Source organism: Oceanobacillus sp. J11TS1 (genome assembly GCF_018333215.1).
In the GTDB taxonomy this organism is placed as follows: Bacteria; Bacillota; Bacilli; order Bacillales; family Amphibacillaceae; genus Oceanobacillus.
Window position 1 is genome coordinate 43,661 of record NZ_BORO01000016.1, and the last position, 21,138, is coordinate 64,798.

A 21,138-nucleotide genomic window follows, 5' to 3' on the forward strand; every position below is an offset into this window, starting at 1 on the left:
CTTATATGTTAATATGTTCATATATAAAAGTCAGGTTTAAAATTATTATTAGATGAAATTATAAAAGGAGGTATTTTATAAATTGGAGGACTACAATGTGGAAAACAATTCTTCGGAAGATCTGGACAGCGAAACATTATTTATCGTTTCACAAACATTTAAAGCATTAGGTGACCCAACAAGAATTCGTATTCTTCATTTGCTATTTAAAAAAGAGTGTTCTGTAAATAAGATTGCAGAAACATTAGATATCAGGCAATCCACCGTGTCCCATCAATTGCGTTTTCTAAAGAATTTGCGGCTTGTTAAAAATCGTCGCGAGGGGACAACACTTTATTATTCACCTGATGATGAACATGTAATGCTTCTTTTAAAACAAATGATCGATCACGCAAGTCACAGTTGATCTTTCGAATCATCCCGTAAAGTCTTTTTTCTACTTATATTATTTAAAAGGAGGTTTTCATATGGGAGCGGGCCATCATCACGGTCATGATCATACGCATGGTGCCAATAAGAAAACATTATTGATTAGTTTTCTTATCATTACAGCGTTTATGATTTTAGAGGTAGTTGGGGGAATACTGACGAATAGCTTAGCCCTCTTAGCAGATGCCGGACACATGTTAAGTGATTCCATCTCCTTATTGATTGCTTTGCTTGCTTTTATATTAGGAGAAAGAGCTGCAAATTATGCTAAAACGTATGGATATAAACGCTTTGAAATTTTAGCCGCTATCTTAAATGGCGCTACATTACTTATTGTTTCGTTATTCATATTTTATGAAGCTTTCCAGCGGTTATTTGACCCGCCTGAAGTAGCTTCTACTGGAATGCTGATCATCGCTGTGATTGGATTGCTGGTAAATGTCATCGTAGCATTTACGATGTTGCGTGGTGGAGATACGAAAGAAAATTTAAATATGCGAGCTGCTTTCCTACATGTTCTTGGTGATTTGCTAGGCTCAGTCGGGGCAATTATTGCGGCACTTCTAATGATTTTCTTTCATTGGACATGGGCAGATACCGCAGCCAGTGTACTTGTCGCCATACTTATTTTAGTAAGCGGATGGCGTGTAACGAAAGATTCCGTTCATATTTTAATGGAAGGTACCCCGCTTAACGTAAATTTAAAGGATATCGTTAGAAAAATCGAACGTGTAAACGGCATTAAGGGTATTCATGATCTGCATGTATGGAGTATTACAAGCGGAAAAAATGCACTTTCTTGTCATATTATAGTGGATGGCAATATGATGGTGGAGGAAAGCCAAACGCTGCTTCGTACCATTGAAGATGATTTGAGAGATGAAGGAATTGGTCACGTTACGATTCAGGTAGAAACGGATACACACCCTCACGGAAATTCGATTATGTGTCAGGCAGATTATGAAATGGGCACGGAGCACCATCACGGACACGATCATTAGAGGAGGCGGGGAGCCATGTTATTGGGGCATGGCTCTTTGTTTTGTCTGTTTATGTGACACTTATGAATAAAAACCAGAGTAATTCTATCCGTTATTTATCTCTAAGTGGCAAGATTTCAGTTTGCATTAATTCTTCTATGTTTTGGGGGAAGATAATAGGGAACATAAGTAACGGTACTTATTATACTTCCGAAATAAGTACCACCATTTTTATAATTCTTCAATATTGTATTCGGAATATCCTTCATAGTAGTAACTTACATCTATTCCTTTCATGAAAATTTCTCTATCGTTAATTTTTTCTGTCAAGGCTTGTTTCAACACATGTTTAATCTCGATATCTTTCACTGGACTGCGTTCCATAGCCATTAGATGATCTTCTTTATCTACCTGATTCCAGTCAATAACCTTTTGGATCCCGGCCTTTAGCATTAAATCAAGCCAAATCCTAGTACTTCTACCATTTCCCTCTCGAAATGGATGAGCGATGTTCATTTCAACATACTTTTCAATAATCTCTTCAAAAGAGTTTTGAGGCATCTTATCTATATAATCCAAGGAATGTTTTAAGTACATAACCGGAGCAAATCGGAAATTATTCTTGGCTATATTCACGTCACGCATAACGCCGGCAAATTTATAGATATCTTCAAAGAGATATTTATGAATTTCGCTTAAGCCTTTAAAAGTTCCTACTTCAATAGAGTCAATATCACCCGAGTCAAAGAGTCGTTTCGCTTTTTCCTTCGATATTTTTTCTTTCATTCGGTTGAGTTCAACTTGAGTAGTTATTCCAAGTTTATTCTCAAGAATTGACACGTTACCACTTCCTCCTTAATTTGTTATACAAATATCTTTTGGAATGTAGATTTCTTAATACTGAAAATTACCTGTAGGTATTTCTAGTATACCATGATTGTTGGAATTTAAGGACGAATGGCGATTAGGAACATCGAATGGTAAACGATAAAAACCAGAACAGTATTTCATGTATTTGCATTCGAAAGAACTATAGGTGAAATTTAAAATCAATCGCAAGGGACAAGAAATGTTACTTTCTTTATGAAGAACAGCAAACTATGTAACATCTTCAATAAGTGATAAATTAATCTAGCCGTTTTAATAAAGGAGGTTTAAAATAGATAATAATAATATCCATACAAAGATCGAAAGGAGTGTCAAAGATATGAAAGTAAATTTAGAAGATGTATTGGAGGCCATTGAATTAATTTAGGCGTTTTAAAGATAACATTTCCTATTTTGATATAGAGGATCAATGGTTTTCTTACCGGGACAAGGAATATAAACGTATGGCCATTCGTTGGTGTGAAGATCATAATATAGAATATGTTAAATAAAGGTGAACGGAAGTATGAAATCACAGCAACTGTTGCCTGATTATATTCTTGGTGAATGTTCCACGAACAGAATCATAGCGCTTTCTGAATCTTTGGTTGATTAAGTGGCCGTTTGATATTGTTACGGTAAAAGTGGAGGCATGAGATAACAAATAAGGAGGGATAACCATTAACGATAAACGAATCCTGGCTATCAGCGACATACATGGATGTTATGACGAACTTGTTAAACTTTTAGAAATAAATCATTATAATCCAGCAGAAGACCAACTTATTTTACTTGGTGATTATATAGATAGAGGACCAAAATCGAAGCAGGCCGTTTCCTATGTCATGAAGCTTGTGGAGTATGGTGCGATTGCGATAAGAGGAAATCACGACCAGATGTTTTTAGACTTTATATATAGTGATGATCCAATGGAAATGGAGCTATATTTAAGAAACGGCGGTCTTTCCACATTGGAAACCTATGTCGGATACGAGCACTTTCAATATGGACCTACAAAGGAAAATTTACATGCTGCCAAGCAGTTTATAACGGAAAACGAAAAAGAACATGTAGAATTCCTATCGAATCTGCCATACTACTATGAAACAGAAAATCATCTATTTATCCATGCAGGTTTTGATCCATCATTATCAGACTGGAAGCAGACGCCTGATTACGATAAAATCTGGATTCGCCACGAATTTTTGGGCTTCGATCATAACTATGATTTTACAGTCGTACATGGGCATTCACCCACTCAATATATTCGTGGAAACAATGATAACAGCGTATTCTTTGGAAATAAGAAAATCGGAATCGATGGAGCTTGCGCATATGGAGGCAGGTTAAACTGTTTGGTTATTTCTGAAGATTCGTATACGACGACATATATAAATCATGGAGAAGGATAACTTGAGATAGATATTATTTTTCTAGAAACAAGTATAAATTAATAGATTGATCGATAACAAGAGGTGATATAATGGCGAACATTCAGGATGTTGCTAAAGCAGCTGGTGTATCTGTCACGACGGTTTCGCGTGTATTAAATAACCATCCTTATGTAAAGAAGGAAAAGGAAGAGGCTGTCAAAAAAGCAATCATAGAAACCGGTTATATTCCCAATATTAATGCAGTCAATTTAAAAAAAGGAAAGACACACTTAGTAGGTGTTGTTTTGCCATTTTTAGACCATCCATATTTTTCGCAGTTAGTTCAAGGGGTTTCGCAAGCTGCTTCAGTTCACCAGTATAAATTAGTGCTCTATCAGACTGGATATCACGAGGAGCAGGAAATGGAAGCTTTGGAAATGTTAAAGTTAAAACAAATTGACAGTCTGATCATCTGTTCCAGAAAGATATCTCTAGATAAGGTTGCACATTATCGCGAGTATGGAAAAATTGTTCTTTTTGAAAATGGGGAGAAGATGCCGTTAAGTTATACATTTGTGGACCATTATGCATGCTTTATGAAGGCTCTGGAGTATCTTTATGAGCGGGGGCACCGGGAAATTGGATTTTCTATTAATCGCTTAGAGGGAACAAATGGCAGACAGCGTGAACAGGCTTATCGCGATTTTCTAAAATTAAAAGAACTGCCTTATAACGAAAATTATATCTTTAAAAATTGCCTCTACATAGAAGATGGGGAACGTATTTTAAAAGAAATTTCTATATCATGGAAGCGACCGACAGCTATACTAGCTACAAGTGACCAGGTAGCGGCCGGAATAATTACCTCCAGTTCCAAATATCAATTCAAGATACCGGATGATTTAGCAGTTATTGGCTTCGATAATCAACCGATAGCTCGTGCAATGAATATTACTACAGTTAATATACCTTTATATTCCATTGGACAGCTTCTGTTTGAACAGGCTATATCTGATCATGTTTCTTATAAAGAAGTTACTGCTGAATTAATTGTAAGATCGACAGTTTGAAAAAATATCTCATGAACGAGGAACAAGATTATTGTTGCAGCTTTTATTTAGGTGAGAAGTCCATCTATGTCATGATGATAAAAGCAACCCGGGGTTAGCAAGGGATACCGAATCCCATATGATCATGCCTTCTACAGTTACACTCATACCAGGTTTCAATCCTATACTAATTAACCTGCCGGGCTGCTTTCTATTTCGAGTGTACTTGCTGATATCGTTTTCAGGTCAAGCACTTTTTAATCTTTTTAGGTTAAAAAGGTATTGAAAAAGACTAGTCCAGGCTTGAGCCGCTCGGGAAAAGGCTTGAGCGCTCCGATTCAGGTTCGCTCGAAAAATAGAAAAAGCGCTCCAATCCAGGTTCAACTCGCTCGAAAAAAGCTAACGCGCTCCAATCGAAGTTCAGGCCGCTCGAAAAAAAGCCAATGCGCTCGGATCGAAGCTCAATCCGCTCGGAAAAAAGCCAACGCGCTCCGCCCCAAGCCACACCCGCTCAAAATTTAAGCATTAAAAAAACAGCCCTCCATTATCTGGAAGGCTGTTTAAGGAATTTGCGAAGTGGCTGCCGAACGAGTGAGTAGACGCCGATGGAAATGAATACCGCTGCTGAGCCATATAAAAATCCTGCAAGCACATCGGTTGGGAAATGTACACCCAAATAAATTCTTGTAATCAATATAAAGCCAATCCACGCAACAGTGATAAAGCCTATAACCACCTTTTTCCAAATTTGTGCAGTAGAAAGGATAAGTACCAGGCCGATAAATCCATAAAAAATTGTTGTTGCAGTGGCGTGACCACTTGGAAAGCTTTCATTTGTTTTTTCAATCAGCTGTAGAAACGCCGGACGTTCTCGATCAAAGACTTTCTTTAAAACCTTTCCGCCGATTGCTGCACAAAATAGGATGGTACCGCCAAACCATAATCCTTCCGCAAACTTTCGCTTGAAAAATAGCACAATCGCAATAATTATCGTTAAGACAATAACCAGCTCCATGCTCCCAAGCTCTGTAATTTTCATAATAAAGGATGTTTTCCCCTCAGATATAGAACCTTGAATTCGTTCAATCCATGCTAAATCAAATGATCTAATCCAGTTGCTGTCAAAATAAACTCCCCATGCAATAACGCCAAATAAAATTAAAAATACTGTTCCTATAATCAATAAAGGCATCGGCGATATTCTTTGCGTTTTCAATATAATAACCCTCTTTCTTTCATCAGTGTTCCTTCTATCTTCTATAAGATTTCGAACTTTATTGTACCTAATATTATATTTTTTTGCATGGATAAGCAAAAAAATATAGTCTAATAGAATTTAGCACGTTTACTTTTTTATTTAAAGGGGAAAAGAAAAGTAATTTGTAATTACTTTTGCAAGGGGGAAAATAGAATGGAACAAGAACAATTAATACTAAAAGAGCGTCCAGATGGATTGCCAAATAAGGATACATTTCAATTTAAAAAAGTGGAAGTTGCTGAACCAGCGGAGGATGAGGTTTTACTTAAAACGTTGTATGTTTCTGTAGATCCATATATGCGAGGGAGAATGTCTGATGCACCTTCTTATGCACAGCCTTTTGAGGTGGGAAAGCCTCTAAACGGAGGTACTGTCAGTCAGGTGATAAAGTCAAATAGTGACAGATTTCATACAGGTGATTTAGTGACAGGAGCGCTTGATTTTCAGGAATATAATGTCGTTAAAGCAGATAAAGTACGAAAGGTGAGCGCAAAGGGAGTGTCTCCTAGCAATGCACTCAGTGTACTAGGGATGCCTGCTCTGACTGCATATTTTGGAATGATGCATATTGGTGAGCCTAAAAAAGGAGAAACGGTTGTTGTGTCAGGAGCAGCAGGGGCAGTAGGGCAAATTGCAGGACAATTAGCGAAAAAGGCTGGCGCTCGTGTCGTTGGCATTGTTGGATCAGAGAAAAAAGCAACGTATATTACAGAGACACTTGGCTATGATGCTGTAGTTGAATATAAAAAAGGAAATGTCAGCAAGCAGCTAAGAGAAGCGTGTCCAGATGGAATCGATGTTTATTATGAAAATGTTGGCGGTGATATTTCAGATGCTGTCTGGCCTTTATTAAATACCTTTGCCCGTGTACCCGTGTGTGGTGCCATTTCTTCCTATAATTTAAAGGAGGGAGAGAAAGATATAGGCCTGCGAGTTCAGCAATTTCTTATTAAATCACGTGTCAAAATGCAAGGCTTTCTTGTAGGTGATTTTGCAGAACATAATAAGGAAGCATTTGAAGCATTGGAGAAAGCTGTTTCTAATGGAGAATTAAAATTTGAAGAGACAATTCATGAAGGATTTCATGCAATTCCAGATGCATTTCTAGGCTTGTTTTCTGGTGAGAATATTGGTAAACAGCTTGTGAAAGTTGCTGATGAGGAATAAATAATAGGAAAGAAAGCCGCTTGATTCAATTGATATTTCTTGAATGAGCGGCTTTTAGTCTGATGTCTAATTCAATAGTGTTTGGTCTTAAAAAGCAATCGGAACCTGGAATGTGATCCAGTATTTGTTCTGTTATATTTGAACAGAAAGTGATTTTATATGAAACGGTGAGTAGTTTTCATTTTATCCTTTTAAATCATAAAATAAGCAACAATGGAAAGGAAAACAGAAGTAATTGCGACAGCGAGCAACGGTTTCAGAGCTCTGCTACGTAAATCTTTAAGACTAACGTTTAGTCCCAGGCCAACCATAGCAGCTGTTAGAATCCATGTTGTTGCAGAAGAAATCCCTTCCATAAAGTTAGCTGAGACAGGAATTACCTTACCGAGCACATAACTGCCGATAATACTCATCAAAATAAAACCAAGTAAAAACCACGGAAAGTCAACTTTATTTTGTGTTTGTTCCCCTTTATTTTTTCGCTTTATAAAATAGATAAGGATAAAGCAGAGGGGGACCAGTAAAAATACCCGTCCTAGCTTTGCAAGCAGGGCAACAGCTAATGCATCTTCACCAGCTGGTTCTGCTGCAATGGCAACATGAGCAAGTTCATGTAAGCTGATTCCCGACCATATTCCGTATTCCATTGACGTTAAAGGTAAATAGGAGTTTACGATGGTATATCCAATCGCAAAAACCGTACCCAACATTGCGATAATCCCAACGCTTATTGCTGTGTCTTCATCCTTCGTTTTGATGATGGGTGCAACGGCAGCGATTGCTGCAGCGCCACAGACACCGGTTCCTACTCCAAGTAAAAGTGAAATGTTTTTATCTGCTTTGGTTAATTTGGCTAGCCCCATCATAATACCAATCGCAAACAGAATAACGAAAACATCACGTACAAGCAGTCCCAGACCGTCATGAAACACGGTGTGGATATTGAGTTTTAATCCATATAAAATGATGGCGAAACGGAGAAGCTTTTTGGTTGAAAAGGTGATGCCCAGACGCAGTGCTTCTGGATATCCAAAAATTTGCCGATAAACCACCGCGATGATAATGGCACAGGCTAATTGCCCGATAGGTTGAAACCCTGGCACCATGGCTAATAAGTACCCCAATAATGCAATAAAAAAAGTAAATGCAATTCCAGCAATCCATCTTTCCCAAGCAATGAGATATTGTCTGCTTTTCCCGTGCGATGCTTGTTCAGTCATGACAGCACCTCCTATGAATAGCATAGTCGATACAAATGTATAAGGAAAATAATTTATTATAATAGTGATGATAAGCAATATATTATGATAGGAAATGCTTAAAAAGAAACAGGCTAAGAAAATGGATATCCAGTTACAATTATTTATAACGGTTGCCGAAAAGCAGCTTGCTTCCCCATGGAGTACGGGCGGCGCGCTCCGATCCAGGTTGAATGCGCTCGAAAAAAGAGTAGAGCGCTCCGATCCAGGTTGAATGCGCTCGAAAAAAGGAATCCGCGCTCCAACCTAGGTTGAACGCGCTCGAAAAAAGAGTAAAGCGCTCCAGCCCAGGCTAAAAGCGCTCGAAAATGGAATCCGCGTCCGATCCAAGCTGATCTAGCTCGAAACAAGTCAAACCCCCAGCTTCCAACTCACACTCCAAGAAAAATTCCCAATAGCCGCCTCTTTTTCTCCTGAATAATTAACTTTTTAATTAAATATTACGAGGATCTTAATCGTAAATTTTATGAAAATACAATAAAAACTAAGTAGTTGACAAAAAACCAATGGGTCACGTACAATGTACACTTGACTATAAAGTTCTTCACTGACTTGTTGGTCATACAGATAGGGGAAATTCGTTAGTCCATATCCAGGAAGAAAAGAGCGTTTCTCAAAGGGAAATCCAAGAATTAACCTTGTATAAAGGAGGAAAAGCATGGATAAGAAAGAAGAAATTATGCAGTCAGCGATCTATCTTTTTTCTAAAAAAGGGTATCTAGCCACATCGGTCCAGGAAATTGCAAATGAATGCAGGATCTCAAAGGGGACATTATATAATTTTTTTGATTCTAAAGAAGAATTATTAATTCAAGTTATCCAGCACAATTATAGAAAAATGTTGCAGCAGGCTGCGAATCTTAATCTTGATTCATCTTTGCCGCCAAAAGAAAGGTTGATTCAGAAAATTGTTGTCCAGTTTGATGGCGTACGTGAAAATAAGGATTATATGAATATGTTACTCAGGGTTTTACCACCTCATGATAATCCCCAAATTTCATTACTTATGAACAGAATTCGGATTACTATGATGAATTGGTATAAAGATTGCCTGATTGAGGCGTATGGAAAGAAAGTAGAACCATATATTTGGGATCTTGCTCTTATGTTTCAAGGAACGTTGAAGGAATATACACTGTTGATTTTCCGTGATCATAAAGATATCGATTTCAGGAGTGTTGCCCGTTTTGTCGTTGAACAGTTCGATAGGATGGTTCATAATGCGGCAGACGTAGAGCCTGTTTTGACTTCTTGGGAGATGGAAGACTACGAGGCTTTGAAAGCAAATTTAGAACCGAAGACTCCGGAAGAACAAATCAATCAATTTTTGGAAGAACTCGAGGAAAAAGTGAAAAAATCAGCTTTGCATGAAGAGGCGAAGAATGAATCGATTTTAGCCATTGAATCTTTTCGAAACGAGATGCATGAAAAGAAACCAAGAAAGTTTTTGATAAAGTCCTTGCTGCTATTTTTTGCTGAAATCGAAGAATGCAAACCGCTAGTAAAGCGAATGGAAGTATTATTAAAAACGTTACAGATCACATAAAAGGATTCGGGCAGGGAATAGAAAGAAATACACAGTCTGTCAAAAAAACAACAGAATTATACGAGAAATAGGAGATGAATATAGACGATGGCTGAATCAGCAACAAGTAATATAAGAAAAGGGCCCATTCTTACTGTTATCATTCTAGGAGCGTTTGTATCGCTCTTAAACCAAACATTGATGAATGTGGCTTTACCTTCTATTATGGAAGACTTAAATATAGTAGAGAGCACAGCACAGTGGATTACTACTGGATTCATGCTAGTTAATGGCGTGCTTATTCCGGTTACAGCATTTTTAATGGAAAGATTTTCAACAAGGCAGCTATTTTTAACTGCTATTAGTTTATTTACGATTGGGACATTAATCTGTGGGATAGCCCCAGATTTTGCCATTTTAATGGCTGGCCGAATCATTCAAGCGGTTGGAGCAGGAATTATTATGCCATTACTGACAACCGTTGTACTGGCGCTTTTCCCAGTTGAAAAGCGTGGAGGAGCAATGGGGCTTATTGGTATTGCGATTATATTCGCACCTGCTGTCGGTCCAACGTTATCTGGTTTTGTCGTTGAACATTACTCATGGAGATTATTATTCTTCATTATCTTACCAATTGCCGTTTTAACGATTATTCTAGGGATTATCTTCTTGAAAAATGTGACGAAGCAGACTTTTCCTCATATCGATGTCGTGGCCGTGATTCTTTCCACACTCGGATTTGGCGGTATCTTGTATGGATTTAGTACTGCGGGGACAAACGGTTGGACAGATGCAACTGTCATTACCGGATTAATTGTTGGTTTTATTGCGTTATTTCTTTTTATCGTACGCGAATTACGAGCGGACGTTCCAATGCTGGACTTCAGGGTTTTCAAAAACGGTATATTTTCGCTTACAACGGTCATTAATGTTGTCGTAACCGTAGCTATGTTTGCTCCAATGTTATTGATTCCATTATATTTACAAAATATCTTGGATATCAGTCCAATGAATTCAGGGTTAATGCTGATGCCAGGAGCAATTATAATGGGAATCATGTCACCAATTACAGGGAAAGTGTTTGATAAAATTGGTGCACGGCCGCTGGCGATTGTCGGTTTGGCCATTACAGTGGTTACAACCTATTTATTCACCCAATTAACGGATACAACAAGTTACACGTATCTCATTGTTATTTATACAATTCGTATGTTTGGGATGTCCATGATTATGATGCCAATTATGACAGCTGGACTTAACCAATTGCCAGACCGTCTTCATCCACATGGTACGGCAATGGTTAACACGGTACGTGCCGTTGCTGGTGCGATTGGAACAGCATTCTTGGTTACTGTCATGACTAATCGGGCAAAAGATAGTATTCAAGATATTATTGTGCAAAACCATTTTGATCCGGCGAGCCAACAAGATATGCTTCATGCTGCGAATCTTGCACAGGTTCAAGGAATCAATGATGCCTTTATGGTATCTACGGTATTTGCGGTTGTCGGTCTGATTCTTTCGTTCTTTATTAAACGCGGAAGAACAACCCAAGAAGAACAACCAGCATCATAAGAGAAGCTTACCTCAAAAAAGAGTTAGAATAACAAAACAGGCTGCAGGAGAAAATTACCTGCAGCCTGTTTATTGTGGTTTGATAGTAAGGAAAATTATTTTGCTTCCTTAATCGAATCAGCACGCTTCTCGAGAATAACCAGCACTATTTCATTTATAGAGATATCTGATCAATCTGTGTAACCATTTCGGCAATCAGTTCACCGGCTGGGAGCTGTTTGCATGATCGTGGATTCTGACCGCTCCAAAGTGACATCCATTTCGCTTGGCTTTGCTTTCCAGCTTCTCTTCGAATCGGTTGGGTTAATGTGTTTTGGATGGGATAAGGCGGTAAATGCATTTCATATTCTTTCATTTTGGTAATGAAATCGTTTTGAATACCTCTGGCTGGTTTACCACTAAATGCGGAGGTGACAGTTAATTGGTCCTCTTTACTGTTCAACACAGCCTGCTTGTGCTGCTCGTTGGCGCCGCTTTCTAAACTGGTAAGAAAAGCAGTTCCTATTTGAACACCCTGTGCACCAAGGACTAAAGCTGCCAGTACTCCTCTGCCATCAGAAATACCTCCTGCTGCAATCAGTGGAATATTTACTTGGTCTGCTGCTTGCGGAATGAGCGCCATGGTCCCAATCATGGCATCTTCAAAAGAACCTAAAAATGTGCCGCGATGGCCACCAGCCTCGCTTCCTTGCATCACAATCATATCCATGCCGCTTGCTTCATTGGCTTTTGCTTCCGTAACCGTTGTAGCTGTTCCCATCAATACGATATGATTTTCTTTTAGCTGCTGAAGGGTTTCTTGTGAAGGAATTCCAAATGTAAAGCTGCATATAGGTACCTGTTCTTCAATGATAACTTGGATTTGCTGTTCAAAAGCAGCAGTACTGTATTCTTTTACTTTCGGAACTTCTGAAATATTTAAAGCTTCACGACAAGGGAGGAGCCATTCATTAGCTTGTGCCACCTCTGTATCACGTACTTCTGGCGTTTCTGGGGTAAACAAATTAACTGCAAAGGGTTTATCTGTGAGCTGCTTTATCTTAAGAATACTTTCTCGTGTCTGTTCCGCATTCAAGTAGCCTGCACCAAGTGTTCCAAGTCCGCCTGCATTCGAAACAGCAGCAACCAGCTCCGGAGTAGTTATTCCTCCAGCCATACCTGCCTGAATAATCGGATAACTGATTCCGAGTTTTTCAGTCAGCTTATTTTTATTCCACATTGTGATTCCTCCTTTTGTGTGATCTATCCATTTTAGAAGCTATATGTATTTTTATTTCCTTCCGCAAATAGGGTCACAAAAATACTTGTAATCATTAAAACTGTACCAATGATTGCAGTAATCATAATAGAGATACCTGCTGATGCAAAAAAGCTTGCCAAAATAAGCCCGATAAAAGTAATCGCAATCAAAGCCTGGTAGATTGCTGAAATAGTTCTTATAACAAAATGATGAAAGAATGATAAAAGGAAGGGCGGTAAAAATAGAACAACTACCATTCCTATTGATAACAATAAACCAGCAGGATCATCATATGAAACGGCATTGGGACCCGTCGGATATCGAGCTGCCAATAAAATAGAAGCAATTGCAGCCAGTAAAGTCAGAGCAATTAATAGTATCTTTTTAGACATGATAAACCCCCTTTCATCTTTTTACTATAACATATTTCATTGCAAATTCTATGGTTCCATTTCAACTGATTATTCGTTAAATGGTAGAAATTTATGGATGTACAAGGGGAATCCAAGGGTGAATTATTTCATTATAATGACCGTGTTTCTTTTTATTTAGATTCCTTTAGCCAGACATTCTTTAAAAACTTTTACTTAAAAGGCATAAAAATTTTAACGGAAAGGAAAGGTAATTATATATGTCTAATATGCTCATATAACAGAAGGAGGAGAAAAGAATGGACAAGGATAATTCTTATGGTGAAGATTATAAATATATTCCCGCAACATCAGTAAATAGCGGTTATGGCGTGGAGGTTTTACCAGACATCTATTGTCACACTGTTCAAATTGTTAATATTTGCTTTGTGGGAAATCCGGAAACAAATGATTTTGTATTAATCGATGCAGGTATGCCAAAATCAGCTGATAAAATTATAGCTGTAACGGAGGATCGCTTTGGTAAAAATAGCCGGCCAAAAGCAATCATTTTAACGCATGGGCACTTTGATCATGTAGGAGCTGCTGTTGACTTAGTTGAGCATTGGAAGATTCCTGTCTATGCCCATAAGTTAGAGCTGCCTTTTTTAACCGGTCAAAAAAGTTATCCGGAACCTGATCCGGGCGTAGAGGGTGGGGCGGTTGCAAAGATGTCCCCGATGTTTCCAAATGAACCGATTGACTTAGGAAGCAGTATTAAGGAGCTTCCTGCTGATGGCAGCGTGCCGGATATGCCCGGCTGGCGTTGGATACACACACCTGGGCATGCACCAGGTCATGTGTCTTTATATAGAGAGGAAGACCGCTTGCTCATTGCTGGGGATGCATTTGTTACTGTCAAACAAGATTCATTGTATAAGGTGATGGTACAGGATAGAGAAGTACACGGTCCGCCACGGTATTTTACAACAGATTGGGAACAAGCGAAGGCATCTGTTGAAAAACTCGAAGCTTTAAAACCTGCTATTGCTGTAACCGGTCATGGAGAACCGATGCATGATGAAGAGCTTTCGGAAGGGTTAGAAGAATTAGTGCGTACGTTTGATCAGACAGCTGTACCAGACTTTGGCCGGTATGTAGAGGGCGATGAGTAACTTTGTAAATTAAAAAACAGCTTCGGTGCTCAATCGAACACAAAAAATTAGTGTGAAAGGAGAGGATATCCCCTCTCTTTTTTTACTGTCAGAACAATTAGGCTGATATGGCCGGTAGAAAACTGAATTGATTTCTACCGGTCAGGGAGTTATATAAAAAAGCTGAAAAATCGAATTATTCAAAAGGAGTGAATATTTGATTTCTTTATAAAATAGAATATAAGTAGTGGGGGAAATGTGGAAGGAGAAGAGAAGTATACGATTGGTTATCTAATAAAGAATATTGGCACCAAAAAGAGTCATCAAATTATAAAAAAGGGTGTGATTGAAATGACTCACAACGCAAAGCAAGCTCATAATGGGAAATTGCCGAATTACGATGCTATCGTCATAGGTGCAGGTTTTTCCGGATTATATATGCTTCATCGCCTACGTGAGGCTGGCTGTTCTGTACAAGTTTATGAGGCTGGCAGTGATGTTGGTGGTACATGGTATTGGAATCGTTATCCAGGAGCACGTTGTGACATTGAGAGTATGTATTATAACTATACTTTCTCAGAAGAACTTCTTGGCGAATGGAATTGGTCTTCTAGATACGCTGCGCAACCAGAGATATTAAACTATATTCATTTTGTTGCTGATAAGTTCGATTTACGGCGCAATATCCAATTTAATACACGCGTTACTACTGCTAGTTATGATGAGAAAAGTAATCATTGGAGCATTCACACAAACAATGGATTGAATGTAACTGCGAAATATTTAATCACAGCTTTGGGCTGCTTATCGGCTGCGAATAAACCAAATTTTGATGGAATAGTTCGCTTTAAAGGGGAAATATACCATACTGGTGATTGGCCACACGAAAAAGTGAATTTTAAAGGAAAGCGTGTCGGGGTGATTGGTACTGGTTCAAGCGGGGTTCAGGCGATTCCGGTTATTGCAAAAGAAGCAGACCAGCTTACTGTCTTTCAACGCACTCCACAGTATAGTACGCCAGCACATAACCACTCTATTGATGAAAAGGTAATAAAAGAAACATGGACAAACTATCATGAATTAAGAAAATTTATGCAAGCATCCATTCATGGTATACCAGATATACCTCGCGATAAATCAGCACTTGAAGATGAAATAGGAGAGCGTCAATTAAATTATGAGAAAGCATGGAATAATGGCGGTCTCTTTACTCTAATGTATTGCTATAACGATATTGTTGCCAATGAAGCTGCCAATGAAACCGCATCTGAATTTATCCGCTCCAAAATAAAAGAGATAGTTGATAATCCCGATATAGCTGAAAAACTAATGCCTTCTTATCATTACGCAACGAAACGTCCAATTATTGATACCGATTATTTTGAAACCTATAACCGTAATAATGTCTCTTTAGTAGATTTAAAGACGACACCTATTAAGGAAGTTACACCAATAGGCGTACGAACGACAGAAGCGGAGCATGAACTAGATGTCATCGTATTTGCGACGGGCTTTGATGCAATAACAGGACCATTATTCAATATGGATATTCGCGGAAAAGACGGGGTGACATTAAAGGACAAATGGGCGGGTGGTGCAGACATAAAAACGTATCTTGGAATTGCTGCCTCCGGATTTCCGAACTTGTTTATGATTACAGGCCCAGAAAGTCCATCTGTATTAAGTAATATGATTGTTTCCATTGAGCAGCATGTGGAATGGATTGCAGACTGCATCGACTACCTTGGTAAAAATAAAATAGAAAAAATAGAGGCAAAAGTCGAAGCCGAAGCGTCTTGGAAGAAACATTGTATGGAAGTTGCTCAGTATACGCTTTTACCAAAAGCAGATTCATGGTATATGGGTGCAAACATTGAGGGTAAACCGCGCGGATCCCTGGTTTACATGGGAGGTGTGGGACAGTATCGGCAAATTTGCGAGGATGTAGCGATAAAGGGATATGAAGGGTTTTCTATGGAACACATTCCAGAAGTATCTAATTGAAGTAGGACAGGATTTTTTAATTACTAGACTTTGGGGGGGACTAAACATGGACAAACTTGATTCAAAGGTGAAAATTATCCTTGAGCAAATGGAGGCAGCAGGAAATCCGCCAATGAGTTTACTTACTCCGGAAGAAGTGAGAGCATCTTTAGATTTATCAGAACTGGCAGGTGTTCCTGAAGAGGTTGGAAAGGTGGAAGATAGATTGATTCCAGGACTTGAGGGGGAAATTCCTGTTCGCATCTATACACCAGAGGGACAAGGACCTTTTCCTGTTCTCGTATTCTATCATGGGGGTGGATGGGTTATTGGCAATCTAGATACTGTGGACGTGCCATGTCGGCTTCTAACAAATAGAGCAAATTGTGTAGTCGTTTCTGTAGACTATCGATTAGCACCTGAGCATAAATTCCCGGCAGCTATTAATGATGCCTATGCTGCCGTTTGCTGGGTAGTTGAAAATGCCTCGTCCATTCAGGCAGATCCTTCGCATGTTGCGGTCGGCGGTGATAGTGCAGGGGAAAATCTTGCTGCCGTAGTTACATTAATGGCTAGAGATAAGGGCGGACCGTCTATTCATTTTCAAATGTTAATCTATCCAGTAACCAATCATTCCTATCACACGGATTCTTATAGAGAAAATGCGGATGGATATTATTTAACAAAAGACACGATGGTTTGGTTTTGGAATCACTATTTGCCTGATGATGATACAGGCAAACATCCATATGCTTCTCCGTTGTTAGCGGATGATCTTAGCGGATTACCACCTGCCCTAGTTATTACCGCAGAGTTTGACCCGTTACGGGACGAAGGTGAATCCTATGCTGAGCGTCTTAGATTAGCGGGGGTACCTGTGGAAGCCACCAGATACAATGGAATGATTCATGCATTTTTTTGGATGCCCGGTGTATTAAACCAAGGTAAGGTAGCAATTGAACAGGCTGCAAATGCTTTAAAAAAGGCATTTTCTAGATAGTTGCAATACCAGATATCAAGCTATAGGGGAGATGCTGTGCAAATAATATGGGTGTACAATGGATCGTTTCTTGAGGAATAAGTATCGGTAATAGTTAAATGGTTGAATGGGTGTACCACTAAATGTGTGGAAAATTTGAGGAGGGAAATAAATGAAAGCAGCGCAAATTGTTGAGCTAAAAAAGCCATTAAGAGTAGGGAATGTGCCAGATCCGACACCAGGGCCGCATGATGTGATTGTTAAGGTGGAAGCAAGCGGCGTCTGCAGAAGTGATTGGCATACATGGATGGGAGACATGGGATGGATAGGTCTAGTTCCGGAATTACCTCTGATTCCCGGACATGAAATGGGTGGTGTTGTCGCTGAAATAGGAAAAGAAGTGAAAAATTTTAAACTAGGAGATCGCGTCTCCACACCATTCCACGAAGCGTGTACCCATTGTTCCTATTGCTTAAGCGGAAGATCAAATATCTGTGAGCATTCCCAGGTATATGGAACAGTAAAAGATGGGGCCTATGCGGAATATATTAAAATTCCAAATGGAGATTTTAATCTCGTTCAGCTTCCCGATGAAGTAGATTTTGTAACAGCTGCAGCGATTGGATGCCGTTATATGACAGGATTTCATGGGGTTGCTCGTGCCAACTTAACTCCTGGAAAATTTCTCGTGGTTAATGGGGCTGGCGGTGTTGGCTTATCGGCAATTCAAGTTGGGAATGCTGTGGGAGCGCAGGTAATTGCTGTGGACGTGGATGATAAAAAGCTAGAAATGGCAAAGGAAGAAGGTGCTGTCTATACAATTAACGCTCGAAAGGAAAATGTGGTGGAGACTGTTAAAGACATTACAAAAGGAGGAGCAGATGCTTCAATTGATGCACTTGGAATTAGGGAAACCATTTTAAATTCCATCATGTCTGTTAGAAAAGGCGGCCGACATGTGCAAATTGGACTGACGACGAGTCAAGAATCTGGGGTTGTAGATATCCCGATTGATATGATTACATTGAGTGAGATTGAAATCGTCGGAAGTTTTGGAAATCCTCGCACAGAATATGATGGTCTATTAAACTTAATTGCTCAAGGAAAGCTTAACCCGAAATCACTTGTTTCTAAGGAAGTTACTTTAAATGATGTGAGCGATATCTTTCGTGATATGTCAAATTATAGAACATATGGTTTTAATATTATTACGAGTTTTTCATGATGCAAGTTTAATAGAAAGTTTAAGGAGGGGAATTATGCCAACAATCATAAAGCAAACTTCAATGACAATTAATGGGGAAAAGGTAAATACGGAAAAGACACTTCCAGTCATTAATCCCGCAAAAGAGACAGAAGTTGGTGTTTCACCTGTTGCCTCAAGGGATGATTTAAATAAAGTGGTATTTGCTGCTAGAACAGCTTTCCCAAAATGGGCAGCACTTTCTATGGAAAAACGGGCAGAAATGTTAGAAAAACTAGCTGACGTAATTGCCAAGAATCGGGAAGAGTTAGCTCGTATTTTCACATTAGAAATGGGAAGACCGATCAATGCAGCGTTTGGATCTTATACCGAAATTGATCATGCAGCCAGTTGGTGCAGAGCAGTTTCTAACTATAGAGTTCCTAGAGAAGTAATAGAGGACACAGAAAAGCATCGGGTGGAAAGAATTCGAACACCGCTTGGAGTGGCGGGGTTAATTGTACCTTGGAATTTTCCTGTGATGCTTGCAATGTGGAAGATTTCATCTGCTCTGCTTTCGGGAAATACCATCGTTGTAAAACCTTCTCCATATACACCATTAACGACTTTGCGAATCGGAGAAATAGCGAGAGAGATTTTTCCGCGGGGGGTCTTTAATGTAGTAGCTGGAACAAATGAACTTGGTCAATGGATGACAGAACATCCTGACATCGATAAAATTAGCTTCACAGGGTCAACAGCAACTGGTAAGAAAGTAATGAAAAGTGCTGCAAATAATCTGAAGCGTGTTTCACTTGAATTAGGAGGAAATGATGCAGCAATTGTTTTAGAAGATGCTGATCCAAAAGAGATTGTGGAGCCATTATTCTGGTCTGCATTTTCTAATACGGCACAGGTATGTGTGGCAACAAAACGTTTGTATGTACATGAAAAAATTTATGATGAATTTTTAGATTCCTTTGTTCAGTATGCAAAGAAAATCCCAGTAGGTGACGGGATGGAGCCAACAACAATGATTGGACCTGTTCAAAATAAAATGCAGTATGAAAAAGTAAAAGATTTAATTAATGATGCAAAACGAACAGGTGCTAATATTGTCTGTGGAGGAAATGTGGAGGATAAAACGGGTTATTTTATCCCTATAACGATTATCGATAACCCTCCCGAAAACTCAAGGGTGGTTACGGAAGAAGCATTTGGTCCCGTGTTACCGGTAATTAAATATAGCGACTATGAAGAAGTGATTAAGAAAGCGAATGATACCAGTTATGGTCTGGCTGGTACGGTTTGGGGAAGAGATTTAGAACTTGCCAGAACGGTTGCTGAAAAGTTGGAAACAGGTACCGTATGGATTAATGAGTTCCAGGTAATGGGACCGCAGTATCCTTTTGGTGGTCATAAACAATCAGGGGTCGGAGTAGAAAATTCTCTAGATGGGATCCTTGAATATACCAATTCGAAAGTAATTATGTTGAAAAAGAAATGAAAATTTTGGGGTGCCTGTTACTTGAAAACCGAACGGTGACAGGCACCGTTCAGTTTAAACTTTTTTATGCTGCATTCCTGTTATCCGTTGTTTTTGCTGATGTGATTAAACGTGATCCTTTTGATAAAATTAATACTAACACAATGGCGCATGCTAGTGATGAAAAGAAATAGGAGATCCCATTCATTGTAAGAGAATAGATGAATGGGGCTTGACCTGCTTCTTCCGCATAATTGGCAAAGAAAATCATGCCTGCGAGAAAATGCCAAAAATAGCGTGCAAATCCACCTGCGAAAACTGCAATGACAACCCAGGTCATTGCACTATTCTTCTTATTGCTTTTAAAGTTTCTCTTAATTGGTTTGATGAATATTCCTGCAAAACCAACACATGCAAATGCAACAAAGTACTCGATGAATGCTTGGGAAGGTGTTAGAATCCAAGCTTCACCAATAGTAATTTGTAGCAGCCCCCATAGAAACCCGCTTGTTGCAGCAGCAAGAAATCCCCAGCGAAAAGCAATAATAAAAATCGGTACCATGGCAAAGGAAATGGAAATTGAGGCGCCGAACCGAATTGACGGCAAGAGGTCTAATAGCAAGGCAAGGGCTGCAAAAATTGCTACCTCAATCATGGTTTGTAAACTTAATTTCTTCATAAAAAAAGCCTCCTAATAATGTTTTTAACGCACCATTTAGGAAGACATAGTTTCATAGTTTACGGATCAGATTTAGGTTAATACATACTTATCCCCCCATCTCTTCTACGTAAACTATTTACCACCACATCCCTACGCTAGTACTAACTAACAGGTTCAAAGGGTAAGAACTTAAAGTCCCCTCTCAGCATTCGCTCCCCTTGTGGTTACGTTATGTAGTTTTCATAATGATATTATCATACTTTTCGTAAAATGAGAAGGTATTTGGTATTTAGATGGAGATATCTATTTTACGAGCGTGTCCCAGCCTGACTTGGGGTTGTCAGATATTGGAGCGAATAGAGGAAGAGATGGAGCGGATTATGCGATATTGGAGCGAATAGAGGAAGAGATGGAGCGGTTTGTCAGATATTGGAGCGAATAGAGGAAGAGATGGAGCGTATGATGAGATATTGGAGCGGATAGAGGAAGAGATGGAGCGGTTTGTCAGATATTGGGGCGAAAATAGACTGAAATGGAGCGGTTTATCAAATTTTCAAGCGGACTCAGCTTGAAAAATCAGGATGAAAAAGGAGCTCTTATGTATATAGAGCCCTTTTTAT

Annotated in this window: 20 protein-coding genes and 1 riboswitch; of the genes, 14 read left to right on the forward strand and 6 right to left on the reverse strand. The window is 39.1% G+C overall.

Annotated features, from left to right (window positions below; translation table 11 throughout):
• Positions 1-97 precede the first annotated feature (97 nt).
• Positions 98-406, forward strand: a complete 309-nt coding sequence (locus tag KI343_RS13030; RefSeq protein ID WP_244856916.1) for an ArsR/SmtB family transcription factor — start codon at positions 98-100, stop codon at positions 404-406.
• 61 nt (positions 407-467) lie between these two features.
• On the forward strand, positions 468-1,430 hold the full coding sequence (locus tag KI343_RS13035) for a cation diffusion facilitator family transporter (RefSeq protein ID WP_212926860.1): 963 nt from the start codon (positions 468-470) through the stop codon (positions 1,428-1,430).
• Between the two features lie 210 nt (positions 1,431-1,640).
• Here KI343_RS13035 and fic read toward each other — a convergent pair whose 3' ends face one another.
• Positions 1,641-2,243, reverse strand: coding sequence for a protein adenylyltransferase Fic (gene fic / locus KI343_RS13040; RefSeq protein WP_483874251.1), 603 nt, complete (start codon positions 2,241-2,243; stop codon positions 1,641-1,643).
• A gap of 737 nt (positions 2,244-2,980) precedes the next feature.
• Here fic and KI343_RS13045 point away from each other — a divergent pair.
• A complete protein-coding gene (locus KI343_RS13045; protein WP_280530140.1) occupies positions 2,981-3,688 on the forward strand; it encodes a metallophosphoesterase family protein in 708 nt (235 codons plus the stop codon).
• Positions 3,689-3,759: 71 nt separating this feature from the next.
• The gene (locus KI343_RS13050) at positions 3,760-4,719 is read left to right on the forward strand and encodes a substrate-binding domain-containing protein (protein ID WP_212926861.1); all 960 of its coding nucleotides are present in this window, start codon (positions 3,760-3,762) and stop codon (positions 4,717-4,719) included.
• Positions 4,720-5,242: 523 nt separating this feature from the next.
• Here the strand turns inward: KI343_RS13050 and KI343_RS13055 are convergent.
• Positions 5,243-5,914 carry a phosphatase PAP2 family protein gene (locus KI343_RS13055; RefSeq protein WP_244856918.1) on the reverse strand — a complete coding sequence of 224 codons (672 nt, stop codon included), beginning with the start codon at positions 5,912-5,914 and terminating at the stop codon, positions 5,243-5,245.
• Between the two features lie 195 nt (positions 5,915-6,109).
• Between KI343_RS13055 and KI343_RS13060 the strand changes: the two genes are divergently transcribed.
• Positions 6,110-7,123, forward strand: coding sequence for an NADP-dependent oxidoreductase (locus KI343_RS13060; protein ID WP_212926862.1), 1,014 nt, complete (start codon positions 6,110-6,112; stop codon positions 7,121-7,123).
• Between the two features lie 191 nt (positions 7,124-7,314).
• Here KI343_RS13060 and KI343_RS13065 read toward each other — a convergent pair whose 3' ends face one another.
• Positions 7,315-8,343 carry a YeiH family protein gene (locus KI343_RS13065; RefSeq protein ID WP_212926863.1) on the reverse strand — a complete coding sequence of 343 codons (1,029 nt, stop codon included), beginning with the start codon at positions 8,341-8,343 and terminating at the stop codon, positions 7,315-7,317.
• A gap of 121 nt (positions 8,344-8,464) precedes the next feature.
• Here KI343_RS13065 and KI343_RS20375 point away from each other — a divergent pair, with 121 nt between their 5' ends.
• The 3 genes from KI343_RS20375 to KI343_RS13075 all read left to right on the forward strand — a co-directional run bounded on the left by KI343_RS20375 (position 8,465) and on the right by KI343_RS13075 (position 11,482).
• Positions 8,465-8,596, forward strand: a complete 132-nt coding sequence (locus KI343_RS20375) for a hypothetical protein (RefSeq protein WP_280530138.1) — start codon at positions 8,465-8,467, stop codon at positions 8,594-8,596.
• Between the two features lie 444 nt (positions 8,597-9,040).
• Positions 9,041-9,928, forward strand: coding sequence for a TetR/AcrR family transcriptional regulator (locus KI343_RS13070; protein WP_212926864.1), 888 nt, complete (start codon positions 9,041-9,043; stop codon positions 9,926-9,928).
• Positions 9,929-10,015: 87 nt separating this feature from the next.
• The gene (locus KI343_RS13075) at positions 10,016-11,482 is read left to right on the forward strand and encodes a DHA2 family efflux MFS transporter permease subunit (RefSeq protein ID WP_212926865.1); all 1,467 of its coding nucleotides are present in this window, start codon (positions 10,016-10,018) and stop codon (positions 11,480-11,482) included.
• A gap of 154 nt (positions 11,483-11,636) precedes the next feature.
• Here the strand turns inward: KI343_RS13075 and KI343_RS13080 are convergent, their stop codons facing one another.
• Together KI343_RS13080 and KI343_RS13085 are read right to left on the reverse strand one after the other, a co-directional pair.
• Positions 11,637-12,701, reverse strand: a complete 1,065-nt coding sequence (locus tag KI343_RS13080) for an NAD(P)H-dependent flavin oxidoreductase (protein ID WP_212926866.1) — start codon at positions 12,699-12,701, stop codon at positions 11,637-11,639.
• A 32-nt stretch (positions 12,702-12,733) separates the two neighbouring features.
• Positions 12,734-13,114 carry a hypothetical protein gene (locus KI343_RS13085; RefSeq protein ID WP_212926867.1) on the reverse strand — a complete coding sequence of 127 codons (381 nt, stop codon included), beginning with the start codon at positions 13,112-13,114 and terminating at the stop codon, positions 12,734-12,736.
• A gap of 278 nt (positions 13,115-13,392) precedes the next feature.
• Between KI343_RS13085 and KI343_RS13090 the strand changes: the two genes are divergently transcribed.
• The 5 genes from KI343_RS13090 to KI343_RS13110 all read left to right on the forward strand — a co-directional run bounded on the left by KI343_RS13090 (position 13,393) and on the right by KI343_RS13110 (position 19,878).
• On the forward strand, positions 13,393-14,247 hold the full coding sequence (locus tag KI343_RS13090) for an MBL fold metallo-hydrolase (RefSeq protein ID WP_212926868.1): 855 nt from the start codon (positions 13,393-13,395) through the stop codon (positions 14,245-14,247).
• 237 nt (positions 14,248-14,484) lie between these two features.
• A complete protein-coding gene (locus KI343_RS13095) occupies positions 14,485-16,230 on the forward strand; it encodes a flavin-containing monooxygenase (RefSeq protein WP_280530139.1) in 1,746 nt (581 codons plus the stop codon).
• Between the two features lie 46 nt (positions 16,231-16,276).
• Complete coding sequence (locus KI343_RS13100; RefSeq protein ID WP_212926869.1) at positions 16,277-17,209, forward strand: alpha/beta hydrolase; 933 nt, start codon at positions 16,277-16,279, stop codon at positions 17,207-17,209.
• A gap of 151 nt (positions 17,210-17,360) precedes the next feature.
• Positions 17,361-18,413, forward strand: a complete 1,053-nt coding sequence (locus KI343_RS13105) for a zinc-dependent alcohol dehydrogenase family protein (RefSeq protein WP_212926870.1) — start codon at positions 17,361-17,363, stop codon at positions 18,411-18,413.
• A 34-nt stretch (positions 18,414-18,447) separates the two neighbouring features.
• The gene (locus KI343_RS13110) at positions 18,448-19,878 is read left to right on the forward strand and encodes an aldehyde dehydrogenase family protein (protein ID WP_212926871.1); all 1,431 of its coding nucleotides are present in this window, start codon (positions 18,448-18,450) and stop codon (positions 19,876-19,878) included.
• Positions 19,879-19,942: 64 nt separating this feature from the next.
• Here KI343_RS13110 and thiT read toward each other — a convergent pair whose 3' ends face one another.
• Positions 19,943-20,536, reverse strand: coding sequence for an energy-coupled thiamine transporter ThiT (gene thiT / locus KI343_RS13115; protein WP_212926872.1), 594 nt, complete (start codon positions 20,534-20,536; stop codon positions 19,943-19,945).
• Positions 20,537-20,648: 112 nt separating this feature from the next.
• A riboswitch (TPP riboswitch) is annotated at positions 20,649-20,747 on the reverse strand.
• Between the two features lie 190 nt (positions 20,748-20,937).
• On the opposite strand from thiT, the gene KI343_RS13120 reads away from it, so the two are divergent.
• Complete coding sequence (locus KI343_RS13120; protein ID WP_212926873.1) at positions 20,938-21,090, forward strand: hypothetical protein; 153 nt, start codon at positions 20,938-20,940, stop codon at positions 21,088-21,090.
• Positions 21,091-21,138 lie beyond the last annotated feature (48 nt).

What these genes read in the sequence shown, in the direction of transcription:
- KI343_RS13105 (WP_212926870.1), top strand. Translation starts at nt 17,361, where the DNA reads ATGAAAGCAGCGCAAATTGTTGAGCTAAAAAAGCCATTAAGAGTAGGG.
- KI343_RS13100 (WP_212926869.1), top strand. Translation starts at nt 16,277, where the DNA reads ATGGACAAACTTGATTCAAAGGTGAAAATTATCCTTGAGCAAATGGAG.
- KI343_RS13085 (WP_212926867.1), bottom strand. Translation starts at nt 13,114, where the DNA reads ATGTCTAAAAAGATACTATTAATTGCTCTGACTTTACTGGCTGCAATT.
- KI343_RS13070 (WP_212926864.1), top strand. Translation starts at nt 9,041, where the DNA reads ATGGATAAGAAAGAAGAAATTATGCAGTCAGCGATCTATCTTTTTTCT.
- KI343_RS13080 (WP_212926866.1), bottom strand. Translation starts at nt 12,701, where the DNA reads ATGTGGAATAAAAATAAGCTGACTGAAAAACTCGGAATCAGTTATCCG.
- KI343_RS13110 (WP_212926871.1), top strand. Translation starts at nt 18,448, where the DNA reads ATGCCAACAATCATAAAGCAAACTTCAATGACAATTAATGGGGAAAAG.
- thiT (WP_212926872.1), bottom strand. Translation starts at nt 20,536, where the DNA reads ATGAAGAAATTAAGTTTACAAACCATGATTGAGGTAGCAATTTTTGCA.
- KI343_RS13035 (WP_212926860.1), top strand. Translation starts at nt 468, where the DNA reads ATGGGAGCGGGCCATCATCACGGTCATGATCATACGCATGGTGCCAAT.
- KI343_RS13050 (WP_212926861.1), top strand. Translation starts at nt 3,760, where the DNA reads ATGGCGAACATTCAGGATGTTGCTAAAGCAGCTGGTGTATCTGTCACG.
- KI343_RS13065 (WP_212926863.1), bottom strand. Translation starts at nt 8,343, where the DNA reads ATGACTGAACAAGCATCGCACGGGAAAAGCAGACAATATCTCATTGCT.
- KI343_RS13075 (WP_212926865.1), top strand. Translation starts at nt 10,016, where the DNA reads ATGGCTGAATCAGCAACAAGTAATATAAGAAAAGGGCCCATTCTTACT.
- KI343_RS20375 (WP_280530138.1), top strand. Translation starts at nt 8,465, where the DNA reads ATGGATATCCAGTTACAATTATTTATAACGGTTGCCGAAAAGCAGCTT.
- KI343_RS13090 (WP_212926868.1), top strand. Translation starts at nt 13,393, where the DNA reads ATGGACAAGGATAATTCTTATGGTGAAGATTATAAATATATTCCCGCA.
- KI343_RS13060 (WP_212926862.1), top strand. Translation starts at nt 6,110, where the DNA reads ATGGAACAAGAACAATTAATACTAAAAGAGCGTCCAGATGGATTGCCA.